Origin of the sequence: Arthrobacter sp. NPDC058127, from assembly GCF_042884555.1 — a bacterium.
GTDB lineage: Bacteria > Actinomycetota > Actinomycetes > Actinomycetales > Micrococcaceae > Arthrobacter.
This window is the reverse complement of sequence record NZ_JBHVTT010000002.1, coordinates 121,785-147,296: the sequence shown is the minus strand read 5'-3', so window position 1 is coordinate 147,296 and position 25,512 is coordinate 121,785. Positions and strand designations below refer to the sequence as shown.

At 64.0% G+C, this 25,512-nt stretch carries 23 protein-coding genes; 8 read left to right on the top strand and 15 right to left on the bottom strand.

All coding sequences use genetic code 11. From position 1 onward, the window contains the following. Nucleotides 1–9 precede the first annotated feature (9 nt). Entirely contained in the window at nucleotides 10–492 is a 483-nt protein-coding gene (locus ACFVTG_RS04030; protein WP_390278210.1) for a carboxymuconolactone decarboxylase family protein, read from the bottom strand. A gap of 94 nt (nucleotides 493–586) precedes the next feature. On the opposite strand from ACFVTG_RS04030, the gene ACFVTG_RS04025 reads away from it, so the two are divergent. The 3 genes from ACFVTG_RS04025 (at nucleotide 587) to ACFVTG_RS04015 (ending at nucleotide 3,771) form a co-directional block, all read left to right on the top strand. Beyond that, complete coding sequence (locus tag ACFVTG_RS04025) at nucleotides 587–1,414, top strand: MurR/RpiR family transcriptional regulator (RefSeq protein WP_390278207.1); 828 nt, start codon at nucleotides 587–589, stop codon at nucleotides 1,412–1,414. A 185-nt stretch (nucleotides 1,415–1,599) separates the two neighbouring features. Continuing rightward, entirely contained in the window at nucleotides 1,600–2,961 is a 1,362-nt protein-coding gene (locus ACFVTG_RS04020; protein WP_390278204.1) for a cation:dicarboxylate symporter family transporter, read from the top strand. After that, nucleotides 2,962–3,771, top strand: coding sequence for a bifunctional allantoicase/(S)-ureidoglycine aminohydrolase (locus ACFVTG_RS04015; protein WP_390278201.1), 810 nt, complete (start codon nucleotides 2,962–2,964; stop codon nucleotides 3,769–3,771). It abuts the gene before it with no gap. Nucleotides 3,772–3,828: 57 nt separating this feature from the next. Here ACFVTG_RS04015 and ACFVTG_RS04010 read toward each other — a convergent pair whose 3' ends face one another. The 4 genes from ACFVTG_RS04010 to ACFVTG_RS03995 all read right to left on the bottom strand — a co-directional run bounded on the left by ACFVTG_RS04010 (nucleotide 3,829) and on the right by ACFVTG_RS03995 (nucleotide 8,480). Next, nucleotides 3,829–5,352, bottom strand: coding sequence for a purine-cytosine permease family protein (locus ACFVTG_RS04010; RefSeq protein WP_390278198.1), 1,524 nt, complete (start codon nucleotides 5,350–5,352; stop codon nucleotides 3,829–3,831). Nucleotides 5,353–5,528: 176 nt separating this feature from the next. After that, nucleotides 5,529–6,821: an LCP family protein gene (locus ACFVTG_RS04005; RefSeq protein WP_390278195.1), complete on the bottom strand. Its 1,293-nt coding sequence runs from the start codon at nucleotides 6,819–6,821 to the stop codon at nucleotides 5,529–5,531. A 166-nt stretch (nucleotides 6,822–6,987) separates the two neighbouring features. Further along, nucleotides 6,988–7,686 carry a hypothetical protein gene (locus ACFVTG_RS04000; RefSeq protein WP_390278192.1) on the bottom strand — a complete coding sequence of 233 codons (699 nt, stop codon included), beginning with the start codon at nucleotides 7,684–7,686 and terminating at the stop codon, nucleotides 6,988–6,990. Further along, the gene (locus ACFVTG_RS03995; protein ID WP_390278189.1) at nucleotides 7,683–8,480 is read right to left on the bottom strand and encodes an ATP-binding cassette domain-containing protein; all 798 of its coding nucleotides are present in this window, start codon (nucleotides 8,478–8,480) and stop codon (nucleotides 7,683–7,685) included. Before ACFVTG_RS03995 ends, ACFVTG_RS04000 begins: the two co-directional genes overlap by 4 nt. Before the next feature lie 38 nt (nucleotides 8,481–8,518). Between ACFVTG_RS03995 and ACFVTG_RS03990 the strand changes: the two genes are divergently transcribed. Continuing rightward, a complete protein-coding gene (locus ACFVTG_RS03990; protein WP_390278186.1) occupies nucleotides 8,519–9,034 on the top strand; it encodes a DUF2127 domain-containing protein in 516 nt (171 codons plus the stop codon). Nucleotides 9,035–9,351: 317 nt separating this feature from the next. Here the strand turns inward: ACFVTG_RS03990 and ACFVTG_RS03985 are convergent, their stop codons facing one another. The 4 genes from ACFVTG_RS03985 to ACFVTG_RS03970 form a co-directional block, all read right to left on the bottom strand. Next, entirely contained in the window at nucleotides 9,352–9,564 is a 213-nt protein-coding gene (locus tag ACFVTG_RS03985) for a hypothetical protein (RefSeq protein ID WP_390278183.1), read from the bottom strand. A 29-nt stretch (nucleotides 9,565–9,593) separates the two neighbouring features. Continuing rightward, on the bottom strand, nucleotides 9,594–9,863 hold the full coding sequence (locus ACFVTG_RS03980) for a type II toxin-antitoxin system RelE/ParE family toxin (RefSeq protein WP_390278180.1): 270 nt from the start codon (nucleotides 9,861–9,863) through the stop codon (nucleotides 9,594–9,596). Then, nucleotides 9,860–10,141 carry a type II toxin-antitoxin system Phd/YefM family antitoxin gene (locus ACFVTG_RS03975; RefSeq protein ID WP_284756156.1) on the bottom strand — a complete coding sequence of 94 codons (282 nt, stop codon included), beginning with the start codon at nucleotides 10,139–10,141 and terminating at the stop codon, nucleotides 9,860–9,862. The genes ACFVTG_RS03980 and ACFVTG_RS03975 overlap by 4 nt, the downstream gene beginning before the upstream one ends. Nucleotides 10,142–10,224: 83 nt before the next feature. Further along, on the bottom strand, nucleotides 10,225–11,784 hold the full coding sequence (locus ACFVTG_RS03970) for an S-layer homology domain-containing protein (protein ID WP_390278177.1): 1,560 nt from the start codon (nucleotides 11,782–11,784) through the stop codon (nucleotides 10,225–10,227). Between the two features lie 140 nt (nucleotides 11,785–11,924). Here ACFVTG_RS03970 and ACFVTG_RS03965 point away from each other — a divergent pair, with 140 nt between their 5' ends. Beyond that, a complete protein-coding gene (locus ACFVTG_RS03965; RefSeq protein ID WP_390278174.1) occupies nucleotides 11,925–13,373 on the top strand; it encodes an HNH endonuclease in 1,449 nt (482 codons plus the stop codon). Nucleotides 13,374–13,781: 408 nt separating this feature from the next. Here ACFVTG_RS03965 and ACFVTG_RS03960 read toward each other — a convergent pair whose 3' ends face one another. The 4 genes from ACFVTG_RS03960 to ACFVTG_RS03945 are packed head-to-tail and all read right to left on the bottom strand — an operon-like array spanning nucleotide 13,782 to nucleotide 19,969. Continuing rightward, the gene (locus ACFVTG_RS03960; RefSeq protein ID WP_390278171.1) at nucleotides 13,782–16,772 is read right to left on the bottom strand and encodes an alpha-mannosidase; all 2,991 of its coding nucleotides are present in this window, start codon (nucleotides 16,770–16,772) and stop codon (nucleotides 13,782–13,784) included. A gap of 9 nt (nucleotides 16,773–16,781) precedes the next feature. After that, complete coding sequence (locus tag ACFVTG_RS03955) at nucleotides 16,782–17,687, bottom strand: carbohydrate ABC transporter permease (RefSeq protein ID WP_390278168.1); 906 nt, start codon at nucleotides 17,685–17,687, stop codon at nucleotides 16,782–16,784. Beyond that, on the bottom strand, nucleotides 17,684–18,637 hold the full coding sequence (locus ACFVTG_RS03950) for a carbohydrate ABC transporter permease (protein ID WP_390278165.1): 954 nt from the start codon (nucleotides 18,635–18,637) through the stop codon (nucleotides 17,684–17,686). Before ACFVTG_RS03950 ends, ACFVTG_RS03955 begins: the two co-directional genes overlap by 4 nt. Nucleotides 18,638–18,670: 33 nt before the next feature. Continuing rightward, entirely contained in the window at nucleotides 18,671–19,969 is a 1,299-nt protein-coding gene (locus ACFVTG_RS03945) for an extracellular solute-binding protein (RefSeq protein WP_390278162.1), read from the bottom strand. Between the two features lie 163 nt (nucleotides 19,970–20,132). Here ACFVTG_RS03945 and ACFVTG_RS03940 point away from each other — a divergent pair, with 163 nt between their 5' ends. Beyond that, nucleotides 20,133–21,419, top strand: coding sequence for a glycosyl hydrolase (locus ACFVTG_RS03940; protein ID WP_390278159.1), 1,287 nt, complete (start codon nucleotides 20,133–20,135; stop codon nucleotides 21,417–21,419). Nucleotides 21,420–21,452: 33 nt separating this feature from the next. Here the strand turns inward: ACFVTG_RS03940 and ACFVTG_RS03935 are convergent, their stop codons facing one another. Then, entirely contained in the window at nucleotides 21,453–22,475 is a 1,023-nt protein-coding gene (locus ACFVTG_RS03935) for a LacI family DNA-binding transcriptional regulator (protein ID WP_284755499.1), read from the bottom strand. Nucleotides 22,476–22,625: 150 nt separating this feature from the next. On the opposite strand from ACFVTG_RS03935, the gene ACFVTG_RS03930 reads away from it, so the two are divergent. Both ACFVTG_RS03930 and ACFVTG_RS03925 read left to right on the top strand, forming a co-directional pair. Next, nucleotides 22,626–24,311 (top strand): hypothetical protein, encoded by a 1,686-nt coding sequence (locus tag ACFVTG_RS03930; protein WP_390278155.1) that lies wholly within the window; start codon nucleotides 22,626–22,628, stop codon nucleotides 24,309–24,311. After that, nucleotides 24,311–24,733, top strand: coding sequence for a hypothetical protein (locus ACFVTG_RS03925; protein WP_390278152.1), 423 nt, complete (start codon nucleotides 24,311–24,313; stop codon nucleotides 24,731–24,733). The genes ACFVTG_RS03930 and ACFVTG_RS03925 overlap by 1 nt, the downstream gene beginning before the upstream one ends. Here the strand turns inward: ACFVTG_RS03925 and ACFVTG_RS03920 are convergent. Further along, nucleotides 24,723–25,502, bottom strand: a complete 780-nt coding sequence (locus tag ACFVTG_RS03920) for an enoyl-CoA hydratase/isomerase family protein (RefSeq protein WP_390278149.1) — start codon at nucleotides 25,500–25,502, stop codon at nucleotides 24,723–24,725. The genes ACFVTG_RS03925 and ACFVTG_RS03920 overlap by 11 nt on opposite strands. Nucleotides 25,503–25,512 lie beyond the last annotated feature (10 nt).

Sequence of the window (25,512 nt, the reverse complement as noted above, 5' to 3'; positions counted from 1 at the left end):
CCCGACAAGTCAGATGGAGCTACGCGCCTTGCGCACCGGGTGCTCGCTCAGGATGGACAGGCGATTGAAAGCGTTGATGCCGATGCACGCCATGCACAGAACGCTGATCTGTTCCTCGGTGTAGACCTTCCGCGCGCGGGAAAACAGCTCGGCCGTGGGACGAGCTGTGCACATTCGCGTGATCTGTTCGGAAAGCTCAAGCGCAACCTGTTCGGCCTCGTCGAAGAGCCCCACTTCGCCGTGCACCGACACGAGGGAAAGCCGCTGCTCGGTCTCGCCATAGCCGATGGCGCGGCGATGATGCAGGTCCAGGCAGAAGGCGCAGCCGTTGATCTGCGAAGCCCGGTAGTTCACCAGCTCCAGGGTTCGGCGCGGGATCCCGGTCCTGTCCGCCTCCGCAGTGACCTGCCCCGCGTAGGCGGACAGTGCCTGATAAAGTCCGGGCTGTTGCTTGTCCAGATATCCTGCGAGCTTTGGGGTGTTTTCACTCATTCGTCGAGCCTATCGGAGAGATAAACCCGGCAAAGACCGGACAAAGAAGAGAAGCGGCTGCGGGAACAGCGCAGGGGCGTGAGACGGTTGTTTCATGAGGATCGATGAGCGAATCGAACAGCACTATCCGGCGCTTGGCCCGCAGGAACAGCTCGCGGCAGATACCATCCTGAACCACTTGGGTGATCTCGCCGTCTACAACGCGGCCGAACTGGCGCGCCTGAGCGGAGTCTCCAAGGCAACCGTGAGCCGCTTGTTTCGCCGGCTCGGCTTTGCCGATTTCAATGAGGTCAAGGAGCACACCAGAGCACTGCGGTCCAGCGGTGTGCCGCTCGCCACCAAGGATTCCGACGGCGGTCTGCCGACCCACGCGGCACTGGAACAGCGGAACCTTCAGCGTCTGTTCGAGTCCATTGACGAAACACGGCTGGGCGAAGTGGCCAATCTGCTTGCGGGAGCCCGGAAGGTATTGCTCATCGGCTTCCGAAACAGCTTTCCCCTCGCGCTCCATTTGCGGCAACAGCTCCTCCAATGCCGAGACGGCGTCGGGCTAGCTCCGCAGCCGGGCCAAAGCGTGGGCGAGGAACTCGCAGGGCTCGGTCCCGCCGATGCTGTGGTGCTGCTGGGATTCCGCCGCCGTCCAGAAGCCTTCTCAAACGTCCTCAAAGCTGCTGCCGGAACAGGTGCGGCCACCATCCTGATTGGCGACGCCACCGGGCGCCGGATGGCCGGCGACGCCAAGGTGTGGATCGAGTGTCCCGTGGAAGGCACTGGAGCCTTCGACAGTTATGCTGCGCCCATGAGCCTCCTGAGTGTCCTTGCCAACGCGGTACTTGCGGCCACCGGAAGACCAGGGACCAAACGAATCAGTGAAATCACAGGCCTTTTCGACTCGCTCGGAGAGGTCGAAAAGCTTCGGTAGATCCGACTCTCGGACGGCCAGAAACCATCCTCAGACCACGAGTGCGCCAACATTGAAACAGATGTTTCAAAGTTTCGACAGTTTAATACATTCGTTTCAGGCCGGAAACAATGCTCCCCTACGTTGGTAGGGTCCCTTGAATTTCGGCCGCGGACTTCTGGTTCCGCATGAGGATTGGCTTCGCCATGAAACTCGACATCAACGCTGCGCAGGCAGTCGCCATCAAGAAACCGCTGTACAAATCCCTGTTCTTCCAGATCTTTGTCGCCGTCGTCGCCGGGATCCTGATCGGATATCTCTGGCCGTCGATCGGGGCAGGACTACGCCCGCTCGGTGACGGGTTCATCCAGCTCATCAAGATGATCATCGCGCCGCTGATCTTCCTGGTGATCGTCACAGGGATCGCGGCCGTTGGCGATGTCAAAGCCGTGGGCCGAGTGGGAGTCAAGGCGCTCTTGTACTTCACCGGGGCCACGTTGTTTGCCCTGGCCTTCGGCCTCGTGGTCGCGAACATCGTCCAGCCCGGTGCGGGGCTGAACATCGATCCGAGCACCCTGAGCCAGGACGCCCTGAAGGCTAAGACCGGCACGGCTCCGCCCAGCGACGCCGGACAATTCATCCTGGGCATCATCCCGACGAGCGTGATCGGCGCCTTCGCCAGCAACAACCTCCTCCAGGTCCTGTGCTTCTCTGTCTTCTTCGGCGCCGCAATTGTGGTGATCGGCAAGGACCGCTGTGCCCCTGTCATGAAGGTCCTGGACACCATCCTGGAGGTCTTCTTCAAGATCATGGGCTGGGTCATGCGCCTGGCACCGATCGGCGCCTTCGGTGCCATGGCGTTCATCATTGGCCAGTATGGACTGAGCACGTTGGGCACCTATGCCCTGCTCATCGTGGCCTGCTACGGTGCGGCGATCGTGTTCATTGGCCTGCTGTTCCTGATCGCCTGGGGCTTGGTCCGGGTCCCGCTGTGGCAGTTCATCAAATACACGCGCGAGGAGTTCCTCCTGGCTCTGGGCACCGCGTCCACTGAGTCGGTCCTGCCGCGGATCATGACCAAGCTGACGGACGCCGGCTGCTCCCGTTCTACCGCCGGCCTGGTGGTCCCCACCGGCTACTCCTTCAATCTGGACGGTGCGGCCATCTACTTGTCGATCTCGCTATTGTTCCTTGCACAGGCCTTCGGCCACCACCTGGATCTCGGGCAGCAACTGGCCGCCCTGGGCATCCTGATGCTCACCTCAAAGGGCATGGCAGGCGTCCCCGGTTCGGCCTTTCTCGCACTCTCCGCCACCGCAGGCGCCTTGGGCATCTTCCCTGTTGCCGGCGTCGCACTCCTGCTGGGAGCTGACCGCCTCATGGACTCCATGCGCGTCGTGGTGAACCTGCTCGGCAACTGCGTTGCGACGTTCGTCGTCGCCAAATGGGAGGGGCAGTTCGACCGCGAAGCCATGCTGCGTGCTTTCAGCGGAGAGAAAACCGTAGCTGAAGGCGGCCCGATCACTGCCGGGAACCTTGCCGTGCAGGCTGCAGGGACCCGCGGTTAGATGGCCGGTTCATTTCACCCCGAAGTAGCCATTCCACAAGCCCAGCTCCCAAAAGACCGGGCCATGGTCAAGGACGCATATACCGTCATACCTAAGGGCGTCCTTAAAGACACAGTCACCAGCAATCTCCCCGGCTGGGAGAACACACGGTCCTGGATCATCGCACGCCCCATCGAAGGTTTCGCGACAAGGTTCTCCCAGTTGATCGTCGAGGTGGGACCCGGCGGCGGTTCGCGGAAGCCCGAGCCGGAGGCCGCCGTCGAGGGGGTCCTCTTCCTGACAAGGGGATGGCTTACCCTGGCGCTCGACGGAGAACTGCATATCTTGGAGGAAGGCAGCTACGCGTATATCGCCGCCGGGGCCGCCTGGTCCTTAAGGAACGATTCGGACGGCATCACAAATTTCCACTGGATCCGCAAAGCCTACGAACCGGCGGATGGCTATACGGCCACGTCCTTTGTGACCCGCGATCAGGATGTGGAGCCCAGCCAGATGCAAGGTACCAACGGCAGCTGGGCCACGACTCGATTCGTGGATCCCGACGACCTCGCGCATGACATGCACGTGAACATCGTGACCTTCGAGCCTGGCACTTCCATCCCGTTCGCCGGGACGCCAGCCATGGAACATGGGTTGTTCGTCCTCGAAGGCAACGGCGTCTATCTGCTCAACGACGACTGGGTGAAGGTCGAGGCCGGCGACTTCATGTGGCTGCGCGCATTCTGCCCGCAGGTCTGCTACGCAGGCGGCCCGGGCAAGTTCCGTTACCTGCTCTACACCGACGCAAATCGCCAAATCCGCCTCACATAAGCGTCCGGGGTGCGCTGTCGGATTGTGTCCGAGCCGCTGTGCAGGGCGGACCCGCAGTCAGTGCTTGTCATGCAGGAGCAGTCCTTCGGCGTCCACCATCCGCTGCTCCTTGTCGAGGTCGAGGCTACGGCAGAGGACGAGGTAAAGGATCCCGGCAACGGGGAGTCCGACGAAGATTGAGTAGTCGACGCTTCCCAGCCCTTGGGCGATCGAGCCCACGAACGGGGCCGTGACCATGAACGGGATCATGGCCGCGATGCCGACGAGGTATGCCGTGGTGCCGCGCCAGCCCCATCGACCGTAGATCCCGTCGGGGTTGAAGATTTCGCCGATGACGTACTTGCCCTTGCGCACGAAGAAGAAGTCGACCAGGTTAATGGCGGTCCACGGCGTGAAGACATACGCGATGAAGATCAACACATTGCCGTAGAAGGCGTTGAAACTGTCGATCCCGACCACTTGCGAGATGCCGAACACCAGCACGAACATCAGCCCAATCGTGATGGCCCGGAGCTTCAGGGTCGGTTTGACGGGCCGGAACGAGTCCAGGATCGAGATCATCGTGAGGCTGCCGCCGTACTGGTTGATGCCCATGACCGAGAGCACCCCGACCAGCAGGGCCGCGATCACGATCCAGCCAAAGACGGGCCCGCCGAAGTTCACCGCGGCGGCAAGGAACCCGGTCACCGGGTCGGCGCCTGGCGACGCAGCCGCCATGATCGCACCGAGCACAAATACCCAGATCCCGGAGATCGCGCTCGGCAGGTAGGTCCACCAGAAGGCCGCCTTGACGCCGATCGACGCGGGAAGGTAGCGGGAGTAATCAGACACGTAGGGCGCCCAGCCGAGTTGGAATCCGGCCATGATAACGAAGACGGTCAAGAAGGCCGGGCCGTTGAATTCCCCGAGGTCGAAGGCTCCCGCCGGGAGCGCCCCATTGGTCAGGGCCGCTACGGTGAGGATTCCCATGAGGCCGAGCAGCGGAAAGGTCAGCCACTTGTTGACCTTGTGGATCCAGTCGTAGCCGAAGAGGGCCAGCACGGCGGCGAGGACGGCAGCGATCGTAAAACCGATTCGAGGCGGCACCGCGAAGAGCAGATTCGTCGCAGAGCCGGACAGCAGCGCGTCGCTCGTGTTGAAGGCGACATAGTTGACCAAGGCGGCGATGAAGACAGTGATGGCTGCACCGATGTATCCGAACTGAGGACGCGATTGCACCAGTTGCGGAAGCCCGAGCTGGGGGCCCTGCGCACTGTGGAAAGCCATGAAAAAAGTGCCGAAGAGAGAGCCAAGCACGGTTGCTACGATCGTCCACATCAATCCGGCTCCCGCGGCAAGCGCGGCCGTTCCGGTCGCCATCGCCGTCAGGTTGACGTTTCCGACAAACCAGATCGCCCCGACGCCGCGCAGCTTACCGTGCCGCTCGTTGTTCGGGACCCAATCAATCGATCTCTTCTCCATTGCCCTCGCAGCGCGGGGAGCTGTCGACGTGGTCTCAGGCATGGGCGTGGCAGTGCCCGGCTGTGACTTCACAGGGACCGGAGCGCCGGCCGGTGGATCTTGGTTTGCAGTTTGACTCACGATAGGGCCTTTCGTGGGAAGCAGATTCCTGCGCGTGATGAAGGGGATGCCTCCGTTGGCAAGAGCTCGAAGGAGACGGATATCACAAAATGAACGGGATTCATTTAGTATGAACGGGAGGTCTCCGGAGCGCAAGCAAAAACGAAAACGTTACAACCCGGCGGAACGAAAAGCCGCTATTTGACGCAGGGAATGGCGCCGCCTTGGAGGGCGCCGGTGGAATCCGCGTAGACGTTGCTTGCAGGTGCTGAGGGTGTGGCTGGTGCTGCAGCCCCTGGGGCGGGTGCCGCTGGGGGTGCGGCTGCCGCAGGCGAGGTGGCCGCCGCCGTCGCGGTCGCCGTCGTCGTCGTTGCAGGAACCGGCGGGACCGGAGTGAGAAGTTCCTTGACGGTGGCCTGAACTTGGTTGATGTCCACGGTGTTGATGGAGGCGCCATCCGGGGACGTTCCGAAGCCGGTGATCGGCAGGGTGGAGAAGGAGATGTTGCCCCCGGTCAGGGACGTGGCCTGCTGGGCAAGCTGGATCAGGTTCAACTCCGAATCCACCACGATGTTCTTGCTCACCGCATCCAGGACACCCTGCATTTTCCCGATATCGGTGAAGGTCCCGGCGTCCTTGAGCTGGTGGGAGACCGAAGCGATGAAGGCCTGCTGACGGCGCTCGCGGTCCAAGTCTGAGAAGAGGTACGTCGGATCGGACGTGTCCCGGCGCTGCCGCACGAACGCCATGGCCTGTTTGGCGTTGATCTGCTGCATGCCCGCTTTGAAGTCGGCCCCGGAGAAGGTGTCCTGGGTGGCCTTGTTGACGCAGACCGTGATGGGTGCGATGGCCTGGGCCGTCTCGTAGAACGCGGCCATGGTGACTTCGAGGAAGTGGTCGATGTGGACGCTGCCCAGGAACTTGGTCACGGTGGCTATTTCGGCCTTGCGCCCGGCGTCGCGGGCCGCCTGGTACGTCGCGTCGTCGTCGGGCTTTCCCGCGTTGATTAAGGAGGTCTTCTCAGCCGCGAAGCCGTAGCCGTACGCCTCCTTGATTTTGGCCTTGAACGGGCCGCTTCCAGGTATGCCGTCCACCTGGACGTAATCATCCCGGGGAATGGAGATCCCCGCGGCCTTGGAACCGTTCGCGGGGATATGGATGAGCATCAGCACATTGGAGTTGTAACCGCCGATATTCTCATCCCCCGCGTGCAAGGCGTCATACATCTCCGGAGGAAGAGGCTTGCCCTTCTCGTCGACCCTCGTGTCCAGTCCCATGATCAGGATGTTCGTGTCCTGGCTCAGCTTTGGCACTGCCGCGGGAAGCGTTTTCAGATCCTTGAGGACGTCCGAGCGGTGGACGTTGTTATTGACCGCAACCGCTGTCGCGCCCACATAGGTGACCGCGGTGGCGACGGTCACGGCCACGGCGGCAGCAACCGCCGTGGCCGAGAACAGGATGATGGATTTGCGCCGGGATTTGCGGCGCATATGGCGAGGGCCTTGAGACCTTGTGTGGGGCCCATCATTCATGAAGTTCTCCTGTCCCCGCCGGCGTTGGCGTGGTGGCTGGACTCGCGGCGCCACCAGAGCGTAAGCAGATTGTAATCGGCCATCCGCGCAATGATCCCGACGACGCGGGGCTTTGCTTCCTCCTCTAGCGGCGCTTGAGCATGACCGCGACCGCGGTCCCGATACACACTGCGACGGCGAGGACCCCGGGTCCGGTCACGGCCTGACCACGCCACCCCTCCCATGGTGCTGCAGTCGGCAGAAGCAGGACCGCAGCGATCGCGGCCAGCACGAGCGCCGCAATGTTGACCGCGAGCCGCATCCGGCGTCCCGAAGGCTCCGGTGCGGCCCCGTTCTCTCGCGTCCGCGGGAGGGGGCGGCGCCAGTCCTCGGCAATTAACCGGGCTACCCGCCTCACGTACGCGAAGACGTGCACTGCGAGGGTGGCAAGCCAGACCAGGAAGCTGACTACGTGGACCCGGATCAGGATCTCGGGGGCAGGGCCGGTGATGGCCAAGGCGATGCCGCTGCCGATTAGCGCGATCGTCGAGACGACGAGCACCGGAGCGATCACGCGCAGCAGCAGCCGGGGAGGGCCCTTGCGGCGGTACGCGGGATCCCGTGAGTAGTAGCGAATGAACCGCCAGCCGGTGCTGGCCGTCTTGGCAACGACCGGGCCCGCCAGGAGCACGCCGACGAAGAAGTGCGCCACGATCAGGCTGCCCAGGGTCGGAACGGTGGCGATCTCCGCCACCGACAGAACCAGCACCACGGCCCCTATCAGTGCGGTCAGGCGCTCATTGCCGACGACGCCGGAGGACTCACCTCGCGCTCTTTCTGTCACGCTTTCACGTCCTGGCGTGGGAACACGACGGCGCTCACCACGACGAAGCCGACAATCCACAGGAGTGCTGCTCCCAGTGCCGCCGGATAGCCTTGGGGAGGGGTCGGGCCGACCAGGGGCACGGTGGTCCCCACGATGGTGTTGAACACCCGGCCTGGGAACCACTGGGTGACCTGCGGCAAAACCACCGCGATGATGCCTTCGACCACCAGGATGAGCAGGATGGTTTTCCCCTGGCCGGCCAAACGGCGCAGCATCTCGCGTATCTCGATGATGCCGAGGGGATCAAGGCCATTGGCTGGCTCGTCGAGAATGAGCAGATCAGGATCGGGCAGCAGGGCCATCGCCACCCCAAGGCGCTGCTTCATGCCCAGCGAATACGTCCCGACCCGATCACGCGCCCGCTTGGAGAGTCCCCCAACTTCCAACAGTTCGCTCACGCGGGAACCGGGATGTCCTCCAAGGCGGGCGAGCACCTCCAGATTGGTCCGCCCGGAGAAGCCCGGATAGAACGCCGGCGCTTCGACCAGGGCTCCGACGCGCGGCAGGTAGCGCTCGAATTCAGTGAGGGAGTGGCCCAGAACCGTGGCGCTGCCCGCATCCGGTCGCACCAGCCCCAAGAGCAGGCGAATGGTGGTCGTCTTGCCTGCCCCATTGGGACCGATAAAACCTGCGATGGCTCCCGCGGGCACGCGCATGGTCAGGCCATCGACGGCGGTATGCCTGCCAAAATGCTTGCTCAGGCCGCGTGTTTCAATTGCGAAAACTCCTGCGGGATCAGAAGAGAGGGGCATAAGAAAGAATGTATCTTGAGGTACCGAAGGGATGTGTCATGGAAACGAAACCGGCTGGAACAACCCTGCTCGACCGGACATTTCGCGTGAGCCTCCTCCTGAAGGGCCTCGACGGCGTCCTCGAGCTGATCGGCGGCGTCCTTCTCTTATTGGTGACGCCCCGGCAAATCGGTGATCTGGTCCGGTTCCTCACCCAGCACGAGCTCGCCGAAGACCCGCACGACTTCCTGGCGAACAGCTTGGTGCACCTGAGCTCCAACCTCTCGGTATCGGCGTCGTTGTTCGGCGCGATCTACCTATTGCTACACGGCCTGGTGAAAATCCTCCTGGTCTGGGCCGTCCTGAAGGACAAGCTCTGGGCCTACCCGTGGATGATCGCGTTCCTGCTGGTCTTCATCCTTTACCAGGGTTACCGGATCGCCGTCGTATTCTCCTGGGGCCTTGTCCTCCTGACAGCCTTCGACATTTTCATCGTCTGGATCACCGGGCGTGAGTACCGCATCCACCGGGCGCGGAATCAACAGGCCTCCCCCACATCCCGGCCAGCGAGCTGAAACGAGTACGGACCCGGGACTAGACAAGTAGTTACCACTCAGGCGCTGCGCGGTCCCGGTCCCTACCCTCAAACCATGATCACCCTGATGCATGGAGGCCCATGGCGGCCAGAGCAACCAAAGCGGCCACCGAAAGATGTTCTGCAAGACGCGGCATGGACCATGTTGTCCATCACAGTGGGCCTCGTCCTGATCCCGGCAATTGCCATTGACGAAGCAAGACGCGCCCTATTCCCAGGGAGAAGGCGCGACCCTGAGGCGGAATTCGGCCCGTACATCACTTAGGTTCGGCTGCACGGCTTAGTACGGGCCACGGCTTAGTATGGGCCACGGCTTCCCGGGCAGGGAGCCCGGATACACCTCAGTCCGCTTACACCCTGGCCGTGCGTCGGGGAACAGCCTCCGCCCGGTACCTGGGCCATCGCGCTGGCGAGATCGTCCAAGGCGGCCAAAGCCGAGAATGGCAGCCAGCCCACCACACCAAGCAACCCACCGATCGTGGCGAGCCACGAGGCGGATGTGCTTGCCATTCCGCCTGCCTCGAAGCCGCAAGTCCGTCTTAGCGGTAGGCGTCGCGGCGATGCGCGATCGAGACGATCTCGATCAGGACGACGTCCTCCACGATCCGGTAGATGACGCGGTACTCTCCCCGTCTGGCCGAATACAAGGGGAATAGCGGCTCCTGCAACTGAGCGCCCACACGTTGAGGGTTCTCACTCAGGGCGCGGGTGATGAACTCAAAGGCAGCAGCTGCAACCTTCTCCGGCAGGTCATCGGTTAGAGCCCGTTTCGCCGACTTGGAGAATCTGACCTCATAACGAGGGCTCATGCCCCGTGCTTGGTCGTGCGCATGTCCGCCTTGACCTCGTCGATGCTGAAGGTTTGTCCGCCAGCCAGTTCTCTCAGCCCCTTTCCAATATCCCTGACGAGTTTCGCGTCGGACAATACCGCCACCGTTTCGATCATGGCGTCATAATCGTCGGCGCCCAGGAGGACCGCGGCACGTGCGCCGTTTCGAGTGATTTCGAATCGTTCATGCGTGGACGATGCCTGTTCCACGATCCGCGAGAAGTGTGATCGAGCCTCTGCAACTGGAAGGGTTGTCATGTACAGAATTCTAGCGCCTCCCTACCCCCTGAAGACCGGTGCCCGCTTCTCCTGGAACGCCCGGAAACCCTCGGAAAGACTCGTCAATTTAGACCCAGATACCCTGGTTGCACACTCAGCCTCTTGATGAACGCCGCCATCGCATCCCGGTGGACAGGCTCGCTCGGTTTGAAGGATCCGTCGGCATAGCCGGTTGAAATGCGGCACGAGGCCATCCACTGGATCTCGTTGTGGAATGAACCGCCGACGGGGTTGTCGGTGAAAACGGGGATTTCGGCCGGCGCCTCCGCCAGCGGAAAAGCGCAGCCGACACCGCCGGCCATGCGGTACAGAAAAGCGGCCATGGCATCCCGATTGATGGCACCCAGTGGCTGGTACGTGCCGTCCGGATAACCGTTGGTGATTCCCTTCGACTTCAGCCAGGTGATCTCCTTATAGAACGGGTCCGAAGTGGCTAGATCACGGAATGGCGACACCGCTGGTGGCGTGAACTCTGGCCTGCCGGCTGCCCGGTAAATAAACGCTGCCATGGCATCTCGATGGATCACGTCTAGTGGGCGGAAGGTACCATCAGGAAATCCGCCCGTGACACCTCTTGCAGCGAGCCACGAAATTTCGTCGAAGAACGCAGTGCCAGGTGCAACATCACCAAAGGACGGAGTCTGGACCAACGTCAGATTGACCCCGCCGACATCGGTCGACTGAGGCACATCAATGCTCGTGGCTGAACCGGTGCCGGTCCCGTCGCTGTACCACTGGTCAACGAGCCCAGTGGTGCCGGCTTCGAACCTGATCCGATACTTCCCTTCGTACAGGCCCGTAATCTGAAATGACCCGTCGGGTGATATCGATCCCCTGCCTTCGACGTTGTTGTCTTCCCTCCGTGCCGAAACCTTGAGACCGTCGGTGCTGACGCCAGGCGGCAGTGTCACCTTGCCGGAAATGCTGGATGACTTGAGCATGGTGACATCGATCCCGGTGAGCTTTTCCGACCCGGCAATGTTAACCAGCGTGAAACCCGTGGATCCTCCACCCAAATGGTAGGAGGTTTGTTCAAGGGCCTCATTCGTACGGAAGTTTATGATGTATGTTCCGGGAGCCAAACCCCTGATCTCGTAGTTCCCCTGGGCATCGGCGTGTGAAAACAGCTGAGTGGCCGGGGTGTAGCCCCAGAAGGCTTCTGCCAAGACCTTGCTGACCAAGAATCCTTCAGGAACGGACACCCTTCCCGAAACCGTAGCTCCCAAGGGCACGACGACATCGATTCCGGTGAGAACTTGGTTAGAGGGCACAGTCACCGTCTTTGCATTCTCTGACACTGCCCCGCCATACCAGGTGTCGTACCCCCCGCTTCTTCCACCGCCGACCCTGATCTTGTAAGTGCCCGTCGGCACGTTGACCATCGTGTAGGTTCCATCTGCTGCGGTCCAGGCGTGGCCCCATTCGGAGCCGTCGACAAGACCGATGGCCGAGACCGAGAGACGTTTGACGTCAACACCAGGAGCACCCGAAATGGTGCCGGTGATCGAGCCAGTGTCGGTGGTCGCCGCTTGGGCAGGGATCCCGACTGCAACGAGCGCCGCTACAAGGATGAAGGCGCTCAGATTGCGCCAGACATGACGAAAAGAAAACAACAAGCGCATGGTCTCCCCCAAATGACTCAAGCCAATTGCTGCATCTTAGCAACCAACCCTCAGCCGAAATGTTCTTCTAGTTTCCTACTTTTCTGCATGAAGGGGTTCGTTCGGCCTAAATTGTCAGACCCTCCTGAAATGCTTTGGTTATGGACGGCATTCGGAGAACCCCGGCAGTGGAGGATCTGATCGCTGCCGTGAAATCGATTCGGCCAGCCTCCGGCGGTTCCGGGTCAGTCGACGGCGGGGCACTGGCCGACAGCAAACTGCGGGACTGTGCCTTGCTGATCGACCAGTTGCGTGGGCTTGAGGACTTGAAGTCCGCGGCCGCTGCCGCGCAGGCGAGGATCGCTGTCGCGTTCGACGCCGTCCAGCGCAGCGCCGAGAAAGACCTGGGCGTCCCGGCCGAGGAGCAGGGACGCGGCGTCGCAGCCCAGATTGCCTTGGCCCGGCGGGAATCCCCCGCCCGCGGATCCCGGCTCCACGGCCTCGCCAAAGCGCTCGTCGCCGAAATGCCGCACACCCTCGCCGCCCTGGAAACCGGCCGGCTCAACGAATGGCGCGCAACCCTTTTGGTCAAGGAAACAGCCTGCCTGTCCGCCGAGAACCGCTGCGCGGTGGATGAGGAACTCGCCGCCGACACCGGAACCTTCGACGGCGCCGGAGACCGGACGATCATCTCCATCGCCCGGGCCGCGGCCTACCGTCGGGACCCCCGCTCGGTCACGCAACGCGCCAGCCACGCCGCCACCGAACGGCACGTGAGCCTGCGCCCGGCACCGGACACCATGACCTACCTGACCGCACTGCTTCCCGTCGCCCAGGGCGTGGCCGTTCACGCGGCCCTGACCCGGCACGCAGACACCCTCCGCAATACAGGGGACACACGCACCCGGGGACAGATCATGGCCGATGCGCTGGTCGAACGCACCACCGGCACCGCCGGTGGCATCAGCGGGGTTGACATCCAGCTCGTCATGACCGACCGCACCCTCTTCCAGGGCGACAGCGAACCCGCCAGGCTCCCCGGCTACGGCATCGTCCCCGCCGGCTGGGCGAGGGAACTCCTCAGCAACACTGGCAACACCAAGGATGGCGGGTCCGGCCAGGACCAGGAGCTGAAGCTCTGGCTCCGGCGCCTCTACACCGCCCCCGGAACGGGACAGCTCCTTGCCGCCGACTCCCGGGCACGGCTCTTCCCCGCCGGGCTGCGCTGCTTCATCCAGGCTCGTGACGACACCTGCCGGACACCATACTGCGACGCGCCCATCAGGCACTTTGACCATGTCGTTGCGTGGCAGGCCGGAGGACCCACCAGCCTGGCGAACGGGGCAGGCCTGTGCGAAGCCTGCAACCACACCAAGGAACTCCCCGGCTGGACAGCACGAACCGGCCCCGGGATCCGGCATGTCCTGGACATCCGCACCCCCACAGGACACCACTATCAATCAACAGCCCCGCCCTTGCCCGGCAGCAATCCACCAGGAACCGACCCACCCAATACGGCGCCACCGCATTCCAGACACCATCGGCGCAAACTACGCCACCAAGCCAAGGCGCTGAAATACGCCCATCTCACGGAACTCCAGGCCGCCTGAATCGCGAAAGGGTACGGTGGTCCGGCCCGACTGACCGGAATTGGTGTTCGCCCCTGCTTCCCGGGAACAACAGCAGCGGCCGGCTTTTCGCCGAGGCGTTCGCTAGCGCCAGTATCGCATCGCTGCGCTATGACAAGAGGGCGTCCGGCCCACACGTGATGGACGACGTCACGAAGCTCGTCGGGACGGTCAGTATGCAGTCCCATCTGGACGAGTTGATAGCGACCGTCGGGGTCCTCGCCGAGTCGCTGCACCACCCGGCCAGACTATACAAACGGTGTTGCTGTCCCAATTAACCCTTCGATCCGCGGGTGTCCCCGGCGGGGCCGAGATGGTCCTCGCCAGCTTCGCGGGGATGCCCTACCCCTTGGGGACGATCCTCACCTGGCTGAATCGTGCGCTACCCCCTCACCGCACGACCCGCAGGGTGCGCACCTCGAATGGCCGCAGGCGCAGCTCGCCACCGAGGCGCGCCTCGTCAAGGGCGTCCTCGATGAGGCTCACCTCACGCACCTCGCGGTGCGGGAAGTCGACCGACAGCTCGCCGTTCGTGCGACGACCAAGCGACTCGTAGACGCGCACGATAAGGTCGCCCGAGCCATCGTCGGCGAGCTTCACGCCGGAAACGACGATCCCTTCGCCCTGCACCGAAACCAGTGGCGCGACGTCGTGACCGCCGCGGACTACGGTACCCGGAGCGTTCAGCTCGATGCCCGCGCGGGTGGCCTCGGCAGGACCAGCACCGATCACCATGCCGATCGTGATGACGTGCCGTCCGTGGTCGGCCTCGGGGTCAGGGAAGCGCGGTGCCCGAAGCAGCGAGAGCCGCACGGTGGTCGTCACGGAATCGTCCGCCACTTCGCGGGAGGTGTCGTAGCCGTAGATCGAGTCGTTCACCAGGGCGACGCCGAAGTCGGCCTCGCGCACCAGCACGAAGCGGTGCATCGACGTCTCGAACTTCGCCGCCTCCCAGCTCGTGTTCGTGTGCGTGACGCGCGACTGATAGCCGAACTGGGTCTCGGCCTCAGAGTGTGCCGCCTGCACGTCGAGCGGGAACGCGAGCTTGAGCAGCTTCTCGGTCTCGTTCCAGTCGATGTCGTTGACGATATGCAGCGTCCGCGAGCCGGGCGCCAGGGTGATCGTCTGGGTGATGGTCGACTTGGAGAACGTGCGATCGATGACCACTTCGGCGCCTGCCTCGGTCAGCCGGGAGCAGATTCTGGTGACATCGCGCAGCTCGGTGACGCTGTTGCGGTAATAGCGGTCAATATCCCAGGCGTCCCACATGTTCGGGAAGTCCTGGTGCAGCTGCAGCAAGTTCGCCGCGCGACCATCGGCGACGGCGTCGCGCCCGGTCCCGAGGTCGACCGCAGAGACGATGAGTCCCTCATCGGAGATGCGCACACGCACGAGCGCATTCTCCAGCACGATGCCGTCACCTGAATCGTCTAGCGTGACCCGGTCATCCGGGGCGACGGCCAAGCTGGCGCCGAGCGGCAGCGGACCGGCGACCGACGTCGGCGAGAACACGAGCTCACGGTCTCCGTCGCCGGCGAGCGAGCGGCGCGCGGCATCCGAGATCGCCCGAGCCCTGTCGATCACGTCTTCGAGGACGGCGACCGCCTCGCGGTGCACCCAGGCGATGGACGTACCGGGAAGGATGTCGTGGAACTCGTGCAGCAGAACCTGCTGCCACAGCTCGTCGAGTTCAGCCTGCGGGTACGCGTTCCCGGCACGGACTGCATCCGTTGCCGCCCACAGCTCGGCCTCGACGAGTGCGTGCTCAGCGCGGCGGTGACGCGACTTGGTGCCGTGCTGGCTGGTGAGGGTGCCGCGGTGCAACTCGAGGTACAGCTCGCCAACCCAGACGGCCGGGTGCGGCAGCTCGGCCTTGGCGGCGTCGAAGAAAACGTCGGGGTGTTCCCAGACCACTTGGGCGCTTCCCTCAAGGTTCTGCAAGCGTCGGGCGCGGCCCGTCATCTCGCGGGTGGTGCCGCCCCCGCCGTCGCCCCAGCCCACGGGCGCGATCGACCGGGAGCTGACCCGGTTCTCTTTGAACTGGCGCGACGCCTTGGCGACCTCCGTCCCGCTCAGCTGCGAGTTGTAAGTGTCCATCGACGGAAAGTGCGTGAACATCTGCGAGGCGTCGATGCCCTCCCACAGGAACGTGTGGTGCGGGAAGACGTTCTGCTGGTTCCAGGAGATCTTCTGCGTGAAGAACCACTCGAAGCCGGCGCGGCGCATGAGCTGCGGCAGCGCGGACGAGTAGCCGAAGCTATCGGGCAACCAGACGCCCTTCGAGCGGAAACCGAACTCCCGCTCGAAGAACCGCTGACCGTGCGAGAACTGCCGCACCAGCGACTCACCCGTCGGCATCACCGTGTCGGACTCGACCCACATGCCGCCGAGAGGCAGAAAGCGACCCTCGGCCACAGCGGCCTTCACCCGTTCGAACACCTCGGGGCGGTGCTCCTTGAGCCACGCGTACTGCTGCGCGCTGGACATACCGAACTGGAACTCCGGCTGCTCTTCCAGCAGCGCCACCATCGACGACGAGGTACGGGCGACCTTGCGGATCGTCTCGCGCACGGGCCACAGCCAGGCGGAGTCGATATGGGCATGGCCGATGGCCGAGATGCGATGGGCGCTCGCCTCGGCGGGAGCCGCGAGCACGACGGCGAGCTTCGCGCGGGCGTCCGCAGCGGTCGCGGCGATGCGCTGGAGGTCGAGCGCATCGAGGGCATCATCCATGGCCTGCAGAATGCGCATGCGCCGCGGCGAGGTGTGCGGAAGTTCGGCCTGCAGCTCGAACAGCACGTCGAGGTCGAGGGAGAGCTCGAAGACCTCCTGCTCGAAAACCGCGAGATCCATCCGTCGTGCGCGGTAGAGCGGCTCCGCAGACGAAGTGAGGATGTCGCCCTCCTGCGTCGGGAGGAAGGGATGGTAGTCGAGCAGCACGGGGTTGGATGCCGCTTCGAGGTACAGCTCCACCGGCTCGTCGCCGTCGGCCGCCTCGGTGACCGGCACCCACTGGTTGCGCGGGTTGATGCTCTTCACCGGGGTGCCGTCGGCACGATACACGAGTCCCTCGCATTGGAAGCCCGTCATGTTGACGTCGAACCCAAGGTCGACGACGGCTTCGACCGTGCGCCCTGCCCATTCGGCCGGCACGCGGCCGGTGAGCCGGAACCAGGTGGTGCCCCAGGCGGGACCCCATGGCGCTCCGACGCACCACGGCGCGTAGTCGAGCGCTAGCCCGTCAGCGGGGCTGATCGGCTCGCCGTCGAGCTCGTGGATCTCGACGGCCAGAGGCACGGATGCAGAGTGGATCGCCGGGAGGATGCGCTCCTCGAGGACGCGCTTGACGCGTCCGATGGTGAGCGAGGTGTCATCATGCATGGACTGTTCTCATCCCTTGACGCTTCCCTCCTCGACGCCCTTGAAGAACCACTTCTGCAAGACCGCGAAGAGCAGGATGATCGGCACGAGCGCGATCATCGTTCCCGCGGCGATCACGCGTGGATTCGCGGCGAAGTTGGAGCTGAGATATTGCATCCCGACGGTAAGCGTGTAGTTCGCGGGATCTGAAAGCACGACGAGCGGCCAGAGGAAGTCGTCCCACGCGCCGATGAACGCGAAGAGCGCGACCACCGAGACCATGCCCCGCACGTTCGGCCAGACGATGTGGCGCAGGCGCTGCATCGTGTTCGCGCCGTCGATGGTTGCCGCATCCAGCGTATCTGCCGGGATCATGCGGCACGCGGCCGTCATCAGCAGCACGTTGATCGCCCCGATCGCCCCGGGGAGGAAGACACCCCAGAGCGTGTTCGCGAGCCCCAATGACTTCACCGTGAGGTACTGGCTGGTCAGGGTGACCTCGGCCGGGATCAGCAGCGTGGAGAAGAAGATCGCCAACACGACCCATTTGAAGCGGAACTTCATCGTGCCCAACGCGTAGCCGCCGAGTGTCGCGAACACGACGTTGGTGATCACTGTACCGACGCCGACGAGCAGGGAGTGCCAGGCATAGTCGACCACCGGAATCGTGCGGAACACCTCGGCGTAATTGTCGAGGGTGGGCGCCGTCGGGATCAGCGAGGGCGGGAAGTCGTAGATGTTCTCCGACGCCCCCTTGAGCGAGGTCGACATCTGCCAGAGGAAGGGGAACACCATGAGCGCCAGCACGCCGAGAAGCAGCGCGTACTTGCCGATCAGGCCGCCGAGCGATGGCTTCATGATGTCCGCCGAACCGCTGGTACGGTAGGGATTCTCCCGCGGTGGCTTCACCGTTCTACTCGTCTGCGTCGCAGTCATCTCCGGGCCTCCTGAACCGTCGCCTCGCGCTTGATCTTCGCTGCCCTGACCGCGCGCCTGCTGGCCAACGCTTCGCGGATGGTGTCACCGTTGTTCGCGATCCCGACGATCAGCAGCGGAACAAGGGTCAGCAGGAACAGCACCAGCGAGATCGCGGATGCGTAGCCGATCTGACCGTTCAGTCCCTTGCCCATCGACTGGATGAGCATCACCATGCTCATTGCCCGCCCGCCAGGTCCCCCCGAACCGTTGGAAAGCACGTAGAGCTCGGTGAAGACGCGCGTCGCCCCCACGCACACGAGCACCGAGACGAGCATCATGGGTCCGCGCACTCCGGGAACGGTCACCGACCAGAATCGGCGCCAGCGGCCGGCGCCGTCCATCGCCGCCGCCTCGTGCAGCTCGCGGCCGACGTTCCCGAGGGCCGCCAGGTAGACGACCATGTAGTAGCCGAGCCCCTTCCACACCGTCAACCCGATGGCACATCCGATCAGCAACCAGCGGTCGGAGAGGAATTCGACGGGGCGGTCGATGAGGCCGAAGAAGTTCAGTGCGGAGTTGATCGTGCCACTGCCTGAGAAGAGGAATTCCCAGACGATCGCGACGACCACGGCGGAAGCGATCACCGGGAAGTAGAACGTGGTGCGGAAGAATCCGATCGCGGGGACCTTGTTGTGCACAAGCAGCGCGAGCAGCAGCGGGAGGAACGTCAGCAACGGCACGCACACGACAACATAGATCAGCGAGGTTGTCAGGGCGTAGCCGAAGCGGTCGTCCTCGAGCATCTTGTCGAAATTCGCGAAGCCGACGAACTCCGCGGGACGAAGGGGGCGGGCATCAGTGAACGCGAGTGCGATCGTGTTCAGGAATGGCCAGAGCGCGAACACGGCCATCCAGATCACACCAGGCAGCACCAGCAGGTACGGTGTGTACCAGCGCTGTAGTCTCATGGCGAACGCCCCCTTCGTCTCGTCGTCGCCGGCTCAGCCGGCGACGTTCTGCTTCGCGTACTCGACGGCCTTATCCAGTGCAGCCTGGGCAGAGATTTCCCCCTTGACCGCGAGGGCGATCTGCTGTTTGGCATACGTCTCCATCGCCTCGGTGAACTTCGGGGCGCCCACCATCCGGGCCTTGTTCATTTGCGAAGCGGCCAGGTCGGTGGCGACGCCCTGCATCTTGTTCTTCGCCGTCTCAGTGAAAGCGGCGGGGTCTGCGTTGGCGGACTTGGTACCCGGGAAGAAGCCAGGGGCGAGCTTGACGAACGCGATCTGGTTCTTCGTGTTCGTGAGGAACTCGGCGAAGGCAAGCGCCGCGGCGGAGTTCTTCGACTTCGCCGAAACGCTGATGCCCTGCACGAACAGCGGCGGGTTGCCGAAGCCGTTGGTCGCCTCGACGCTGGGCAGGATCGACGGCGCATTCACGGAGACATCCTTGTCGATGTAGTTCGGACCCGAGGTGGTCCAGGCTACGGTGCCCTTGTTGAAATTGTTGACGTTGGCATTCGCGGTTCCGGCGTTCTGCAACGCCTCGGGCGTGATCGCCCCCGCCTTGTAAAGCTCGGCGTAGCTTTGGATGATCGCCGCAGCCTCGGGGGTGTTGAAGACGAACTTGCCGTCCTTGTAGACGTCGAGCTTCCCGCCCCGGTCGGACACCATGATTTGCAGCGACTTGGGGCTGGGCACATCCGAGATCGTCTGCACGCCGGCTGCCGCGAGCTTGGCCGCGGCGTCCAAGGTCGCGGCATGCGTCTTCGGCGGCGCGGTCACTCCGCCTTTGGCGAGCAGGTCCTTGTTCCAGTAGTTCAGCTCGGTGCCCAGGTACCAAGGGAATCCGAACGAGCCATCGATGCCGTCGAACTTGTACGCTCCGACTCCGCCGTCGACGTAGTCGCCAAGGATCTTCGAGTCCTTCTTCAAATCGACGAGTTGCCCAGCCGAAGCGAGGGAGTACGCGTACTCCGGCGGAAGGTTGACCACGTCCGGGAGTTCACCGGACCCGGCCTGCTGCAGGATCTTGTCCTCGTAGCCATCGCCGGGCTGGTCAATCCACTTGACCGTGACGCCCGGGTGCTCCTTCTCGAACGCCTTGACGACGCCCTCGAAGTAGGGGGTGAATTTGTCGTTTTTCAGCGACCAGGTCTGGAACGAGATGTTCCCGCTGATCTTTCCGTCGCTGGCGGAAGCGCCGGAAGCGCCGGGCGAGGAGGTTCCGCCGGTGCAGGCGGTGAGGGCGAGTGCTGTGGCCACCGCGATGCCTGCGGCGACAGTCGTGCGGATCTTCATGGACGTTCTCCTTCGAGGGGTCCAGGCTGCTACGCCTTGGAATGTATCGCGGTCACAACCTGCTACTAAAGCGATATAGTTGCCATAGCTTGCCACACAGAACGTCGAATAGTCCAGTGCCGGCCAACACCGGCCGGACGTTTATTCCGAGGAAAGGACCGCGATGCCCCGCTCCGTCGCCCCGCTGCGCTTCGGCGCTAACTACACCCCGTCATCAGAGTGGATGCACGCGTGGATGTCGCTGGATCTCGACGAGGTGCGCCGGGATTTCGCCTCGCTGGCAGCGATCGGCCTCGACCATGTGCGGATCTTCCCGCTGTGGACGCTGCTCCAGCCCAACCGCACGCTGATTCGCGAGAAGGCCGTGGACGACGTCCGCACTGTGGTTGACACGGCGGCGGAATTCGGACTGGATGTCAGCGTCGACGTCATCCAGGGGCACCTGTCGAGCTTCGACTTCATCCCCTCCTGGCTGTTCACCTGGCACGACAAGAACATGTTCACGCACCCCGATGCGCTCAGCGGACAGGCCGAGCTGGTTACCCGTCTCGGCGAGCGGCTCGGCGATGCCGCCAACTTCCTCGGCTTCACCCTCGGCAATGAGACCAACCAGTTCTCCGCCCCGAGCCACCCATCCCCCTGGCCGGTCACCGAGGCCGAGGCCGCGAACTGGATCACGACGCTCCTGGATGCCGCGCACACTTCCGCCCCCGCGCAGCAGCATGTCCACAGCGAGTACGACGCCGCGTGGTACATGGACGGGCACGGCTTCACGCCCGTCCTCGCCTCCCGCCTCGGCGATATGACCACCGTGCACTCATGGATCTTCAACGGCACGGCGCAGCAGTATGGCGGCCGCTCCGTGGCATCCGACCGCCACGCCGAGTACATGATCGAACTCGCCCGCGGGTTCGCCACCGACCCCACCCGTGCGATCTGGCTGCAAGAAGTCGGCGCCCCATCGAACTGCCTGACTCCTGCGCAGGCCCCGGGCTTCCTGGAGGCGACACTGCGCTCCGTGGCGCGTACCGAGAACCTCTGGGGTGTTACCTGGTGGTGCTCGCACGACGTAAGCCGCGGCCTCGCGGACTTCCCCGAGCTGGAGTACACGCTCGGCCTGGTCGACCAAAACGGCGCGGCGAAGCCGATCGGACGCCGCTTCGCCGAACTCATTCCGGAGCTTCGCAAGCGGCAGCCCGCCCCCGCACGCACCCTCGGCATCGTCGTCGAGGTCGACGAGAACGCGACGCCGGTCAGCCGCGGCGCGATGAGTCCGGGCGGAGCGATCTTCCAGGCCTGGGTGGACGCCTGCACAACAGGCGCTGACCCGGCCATCGTCACGTCGATCGACGCCGCGAAGCCCGAGGTTCTCGCCGCGCGCGGCATCACCGAGCTCATCCGCCCCGCAGTCAGCCGGACCGCTTACGCCTCCAGGAACACGGTCGTCTGAGCAGCTACCCACCTGCCGTCGCAGGCATTGACGTCAACGCGGGACGGCGGTGCTCTCTCGGACGGTGAGCTGCGGCATGGCGCCGATACGGTCAGCCAGCACGTCCGGGGCGTCGATCTGCTCGAGCAGGAACTTTGCCGCCTCCGCTCCGAGCCCGAACGTATCGCGGGTGATGCAGGTGATCGAGGGGTGCACGAGCCCCGCGACAACCGAGTCGTCGAAGGAGGCGACCGAGAGATCCTTCGGCACCGGCACCCCCATCTCCTGTGCGACGCGCAGGCCGGCGATCGCCATCACGTCGTTGTCGAAGACCACGGCCGTTGGCCGCTCCAGCCGGCTCAGGAGGCGGCGCATGGCAGTGGATGCCGCGGCTGGCGAGAAGTCGGTGGCGATCACCTCTCCGCGCACCCCGCGCTCGCCGAGGCCGGCGAGCACCTCGGTGCGCAGGCGCGTGTGTTGGAACTCCGCAGGACCTGCGACGTAGGCGATCGAGCGATGACCGAGGGCGCCGAGATAGTCGAAGAGAGAGTGCGCCACCTGACTGTCGTCGAGCCAAATCGTCGCCGGGTGGCCCTCGGGGGACGCGTGGCTGCCCAGAACGACCGCGGGGAGGGCGAGATCGCGCAGGACAGGGAGGCGCGGGTCGTCGTCACGAGGATCGATCACGATGACCCCATCGACCTGCTTGGCGCTGTGCCAGCGGCGGTAGGTGGCCACTTCCTCCTCGACCGAGGAGACGAGCACCATCTGCATCGCGATGCGTTTCCCCGCAAGGGCCGACTGGACGCCGGCAATGAGGTCGGTGAAGAACGCCTCGGCACCGAGGGTGCCTGCCGAGCGGTTGACGGCGAAGCCGATGACCCCGGCGTGCGAACCGACAAGCGCCCGGGCCGCCGAGTTCGGAAGCCATTGGCTCTCCTCGGCGATGTCGAGGATCCGCTGTCGCGTCTGCGCACTGACGCCCGGCCGTCCGTTCAATGCGAACGACACCGCCCCGGGCGACACCCCGGCGAGCCGGGCGATGTCCGTGATGGTCACACGCTTCGCTTTGTTCATGCTTCAACTGTAGCGATACAGGGTCATCCCAAAATTTTTTCTGTGCATGGCAGCCTCCACCTGCTACCGTTTTACTAAATCGCTATAGTTGCACCCATCCCGGTATCTTCACGGGGATTTTGAAGATGCCTCTTCAAAGAAGAGAGAGCAATGAGACGAACAACAGCATTCGGTGCAGGGTTACTACTCGCCGGACTCGCCGCCTTCGGCCCGCAGTCTGCCGTGGCCGCTGAGACCCCCAAGGCATCAGTGGGGAACACAACGCACTGCGAGGCCGAGCCACTCACGATGGCTTACTACCGGACGTGGCGCGACGTCACCGTGCCGCACAACGCCAATTCGAATTTGCCCCACCCGAATGTCACGCGCATGAGCGACCTCCCTCCGGAGATTGACGTCGCGATGGTCTTCGACGCCGGCGACACGGCCAACACCGACTACTGGAAAACTCTGCGCGATACCTACGTGCCCGCGCTGCATGCGCAGGGCACGAAAGTGGTCTACACCCTGTGGATCGAACAGCTCGCCAAGGCCGACATTCCGCTGACGGAGGACGCCTACCGCACCTATGCGCAGCACCTCGTTGACACCTACGTCACCCCGTACGGCCTCGACGGGATCGACATCGACGTCGAGTCCTATCCGCAGGGCGACCAACTCACCCGCGCGATCGGCGTGTATAACGCCCTCGGCAAACTGATCGGCCCGAAATCCGGCACCGACAAGATCTTCATCTACGACACCAACCAGAGCGGCAACACCCCGCTGTTCAAGGCCGTGCACGAGAATGTCTCCTTCGTGCTCCTGCAGGCCTACGGCCGGGGCACGTGGGGGATGCAGGACACCTGGAACACGTTCGCGGACAAGATCGCCTCCTGCCAGTTCCTGCCCGGTTTCTCCTTCCCCGAGGAGCAGGATTGGACGCGCTGGGGTGACGCCGAAGGCATCTACGATCCCGCCACGGCACCGCAGAGCACGGCATACAAGTATGCGACCTGGCAGCCCGAGGGCACGTCCAAGAAGGGCGGGTTCTTCGCATACGCCGTTGACCGCGATGGAAAAGTCTGGGGCGATGACACCATCACGCCCACCACGTTCTCTTGGATGAAGAACCTCTCCGCGGTACAGGACGCGGCCGCGGGCGTCGTGCCCAAGGGGACCTGGTCGCTCGCGGTAGCCTCCACGCCGGCGCACGCGAGCAAAGTGGTTCCAGGTGACACGGTCGCGTGGACGGTGTCGGCGACCGCCGGGCCCGTCGACGTGCCGGGAGCGCATGTGGCTGTTGATCTCGCGGACCTCGTTGACGACGCGACAATCGAAAGCATCACGACGTCGACCGGTACGACCCAGCAATTTGGCGGGGCAACAGTGTGGAAGACGGATCTGCCCGCCGGTAAGAGCGCGACCCTGACGGTTTCGGCGCGGATCAACACTGCCAGTTCCAAATCCGACGCCTTGTCGGCGGCTGGCGAGACGCCTGTTCCGGGCCGGGTCTCGGTGGCGGTCGACGGCCTGGCGCAGGGGGCCGAGCTGACGGCCTGCGAAGGATGCATGGGCATTTCCCTCACGGTGGCGGATTCCGGGCCGACACCGACGCCCACGCCGACGGTGACGCCGACCCCGACGGCCACGCCCACCCCGACGGCAACCGGGACCGCCACCCCGACGGCGACCGGGACCGCCACCCCGATGCCGACCGGGACCGCCACCGCGGGCGCGGGCGGTCGGTCTCCCCTTGCGTTCACGGGCGGGTTTAATCCGCTCTCCTGGCTGGGCCTGGGCGGACTGCTCGCTGCTATCGGCGTGGCCTTGGCTGTGTGGCACCGGAGGACCTGATGCGGCAGATACCCGCGGTTCGTCTGGTTCACTACGCAGATAAAGCCACCGCTTCTTCGCACGAAACTTTGTCCTATTCCGCCTGGATCATCAATGAATCAGGGGAAGAGCTGTCCGAAGTCACGCTCGTTCTGAGGTCCTTCACCAACGCGGGCATGGAGGATTTGCAGTACGCGACCGGCCCGTCCATCTTGAGCATCGGCCCCATGCCAGCAGGAGCCGAGACCGAGCTGGTCTTCACATATGTCGTCACCGAAAACGACCAATGCCACGCAGGAGAGCTCATCAGCGCCATGGCTGTCCAGGCAATGACCGCCTCCGGAACGAAACTCTGGGACGAACACGACGCCATCACGCCGTTGGCTTGCCCAGAGAGCATCGTGCACCCCTTAGGTACACGAACCAGTCTCCCTACCCCTTGAAGACCGGTGCCCGCTTTTCCTGGAACGCCCGGAAGCCTTCGGCGTAGTCCTCGGTCTTGCACAGCCGCGCTTGTTCCTTGTTCTCCTCGGACATGGAGGCCCACAGGCCAAGGCGCTGATCCCGGATATCGGCCACCAACTGCTTGCTCGCAAGGAAAGCTCCGGTCGCGCCCGCCGCCACTCGCTCGACGATGGCCCGGGTGCCAGGCAGCAAATCATCGTCAAGCATGACCCGGCTGAACATTCCCAGCGCCACGGCCTCGGCACCGCTGATCAGGTCCGCGGTGTAAATGAGGTCCAAGGTCCGGTGCGTGCCCAGGCGTTCCGTGAAGTACCAGTGCCCGCCCGAGTCCAGGGTGGCGCCCAGCTTGGCGAACGGCGAACCGAACTTGGCGTTCTCCGCCACGTACACCACGTCGGTCGCCAGCAACAGGCCTAGCCCGACGCCGAGGCACGCGCCGTGCGCTGCCGCGAACGTCGGGGCGGGGAAGGCTGCCATCTTCTTCAACAACGGTTCCACGAGTCCGCTGAGGTAAGCCTTGGCATCGTCGCTCTCGGGCGTTACGCCGGCAATGTCGCGTCCCGCGCAAAAGGCGCGGCCCTCTCCGCGAAGGAGCAGCGCCCGCACCATGCCGCGCGAGGCGGCGGCAGCGGCGTCGTCGTACGCCCTATCCAGTTCCGCGAGCGCTGCCTCGTCAAGCGAGTTCAGCTTTTCCGGGGCGTTGAGGACAATTTCGGCGATGCCGTTGGCGATGGAGAGCTCGATCATTCGTTTATTC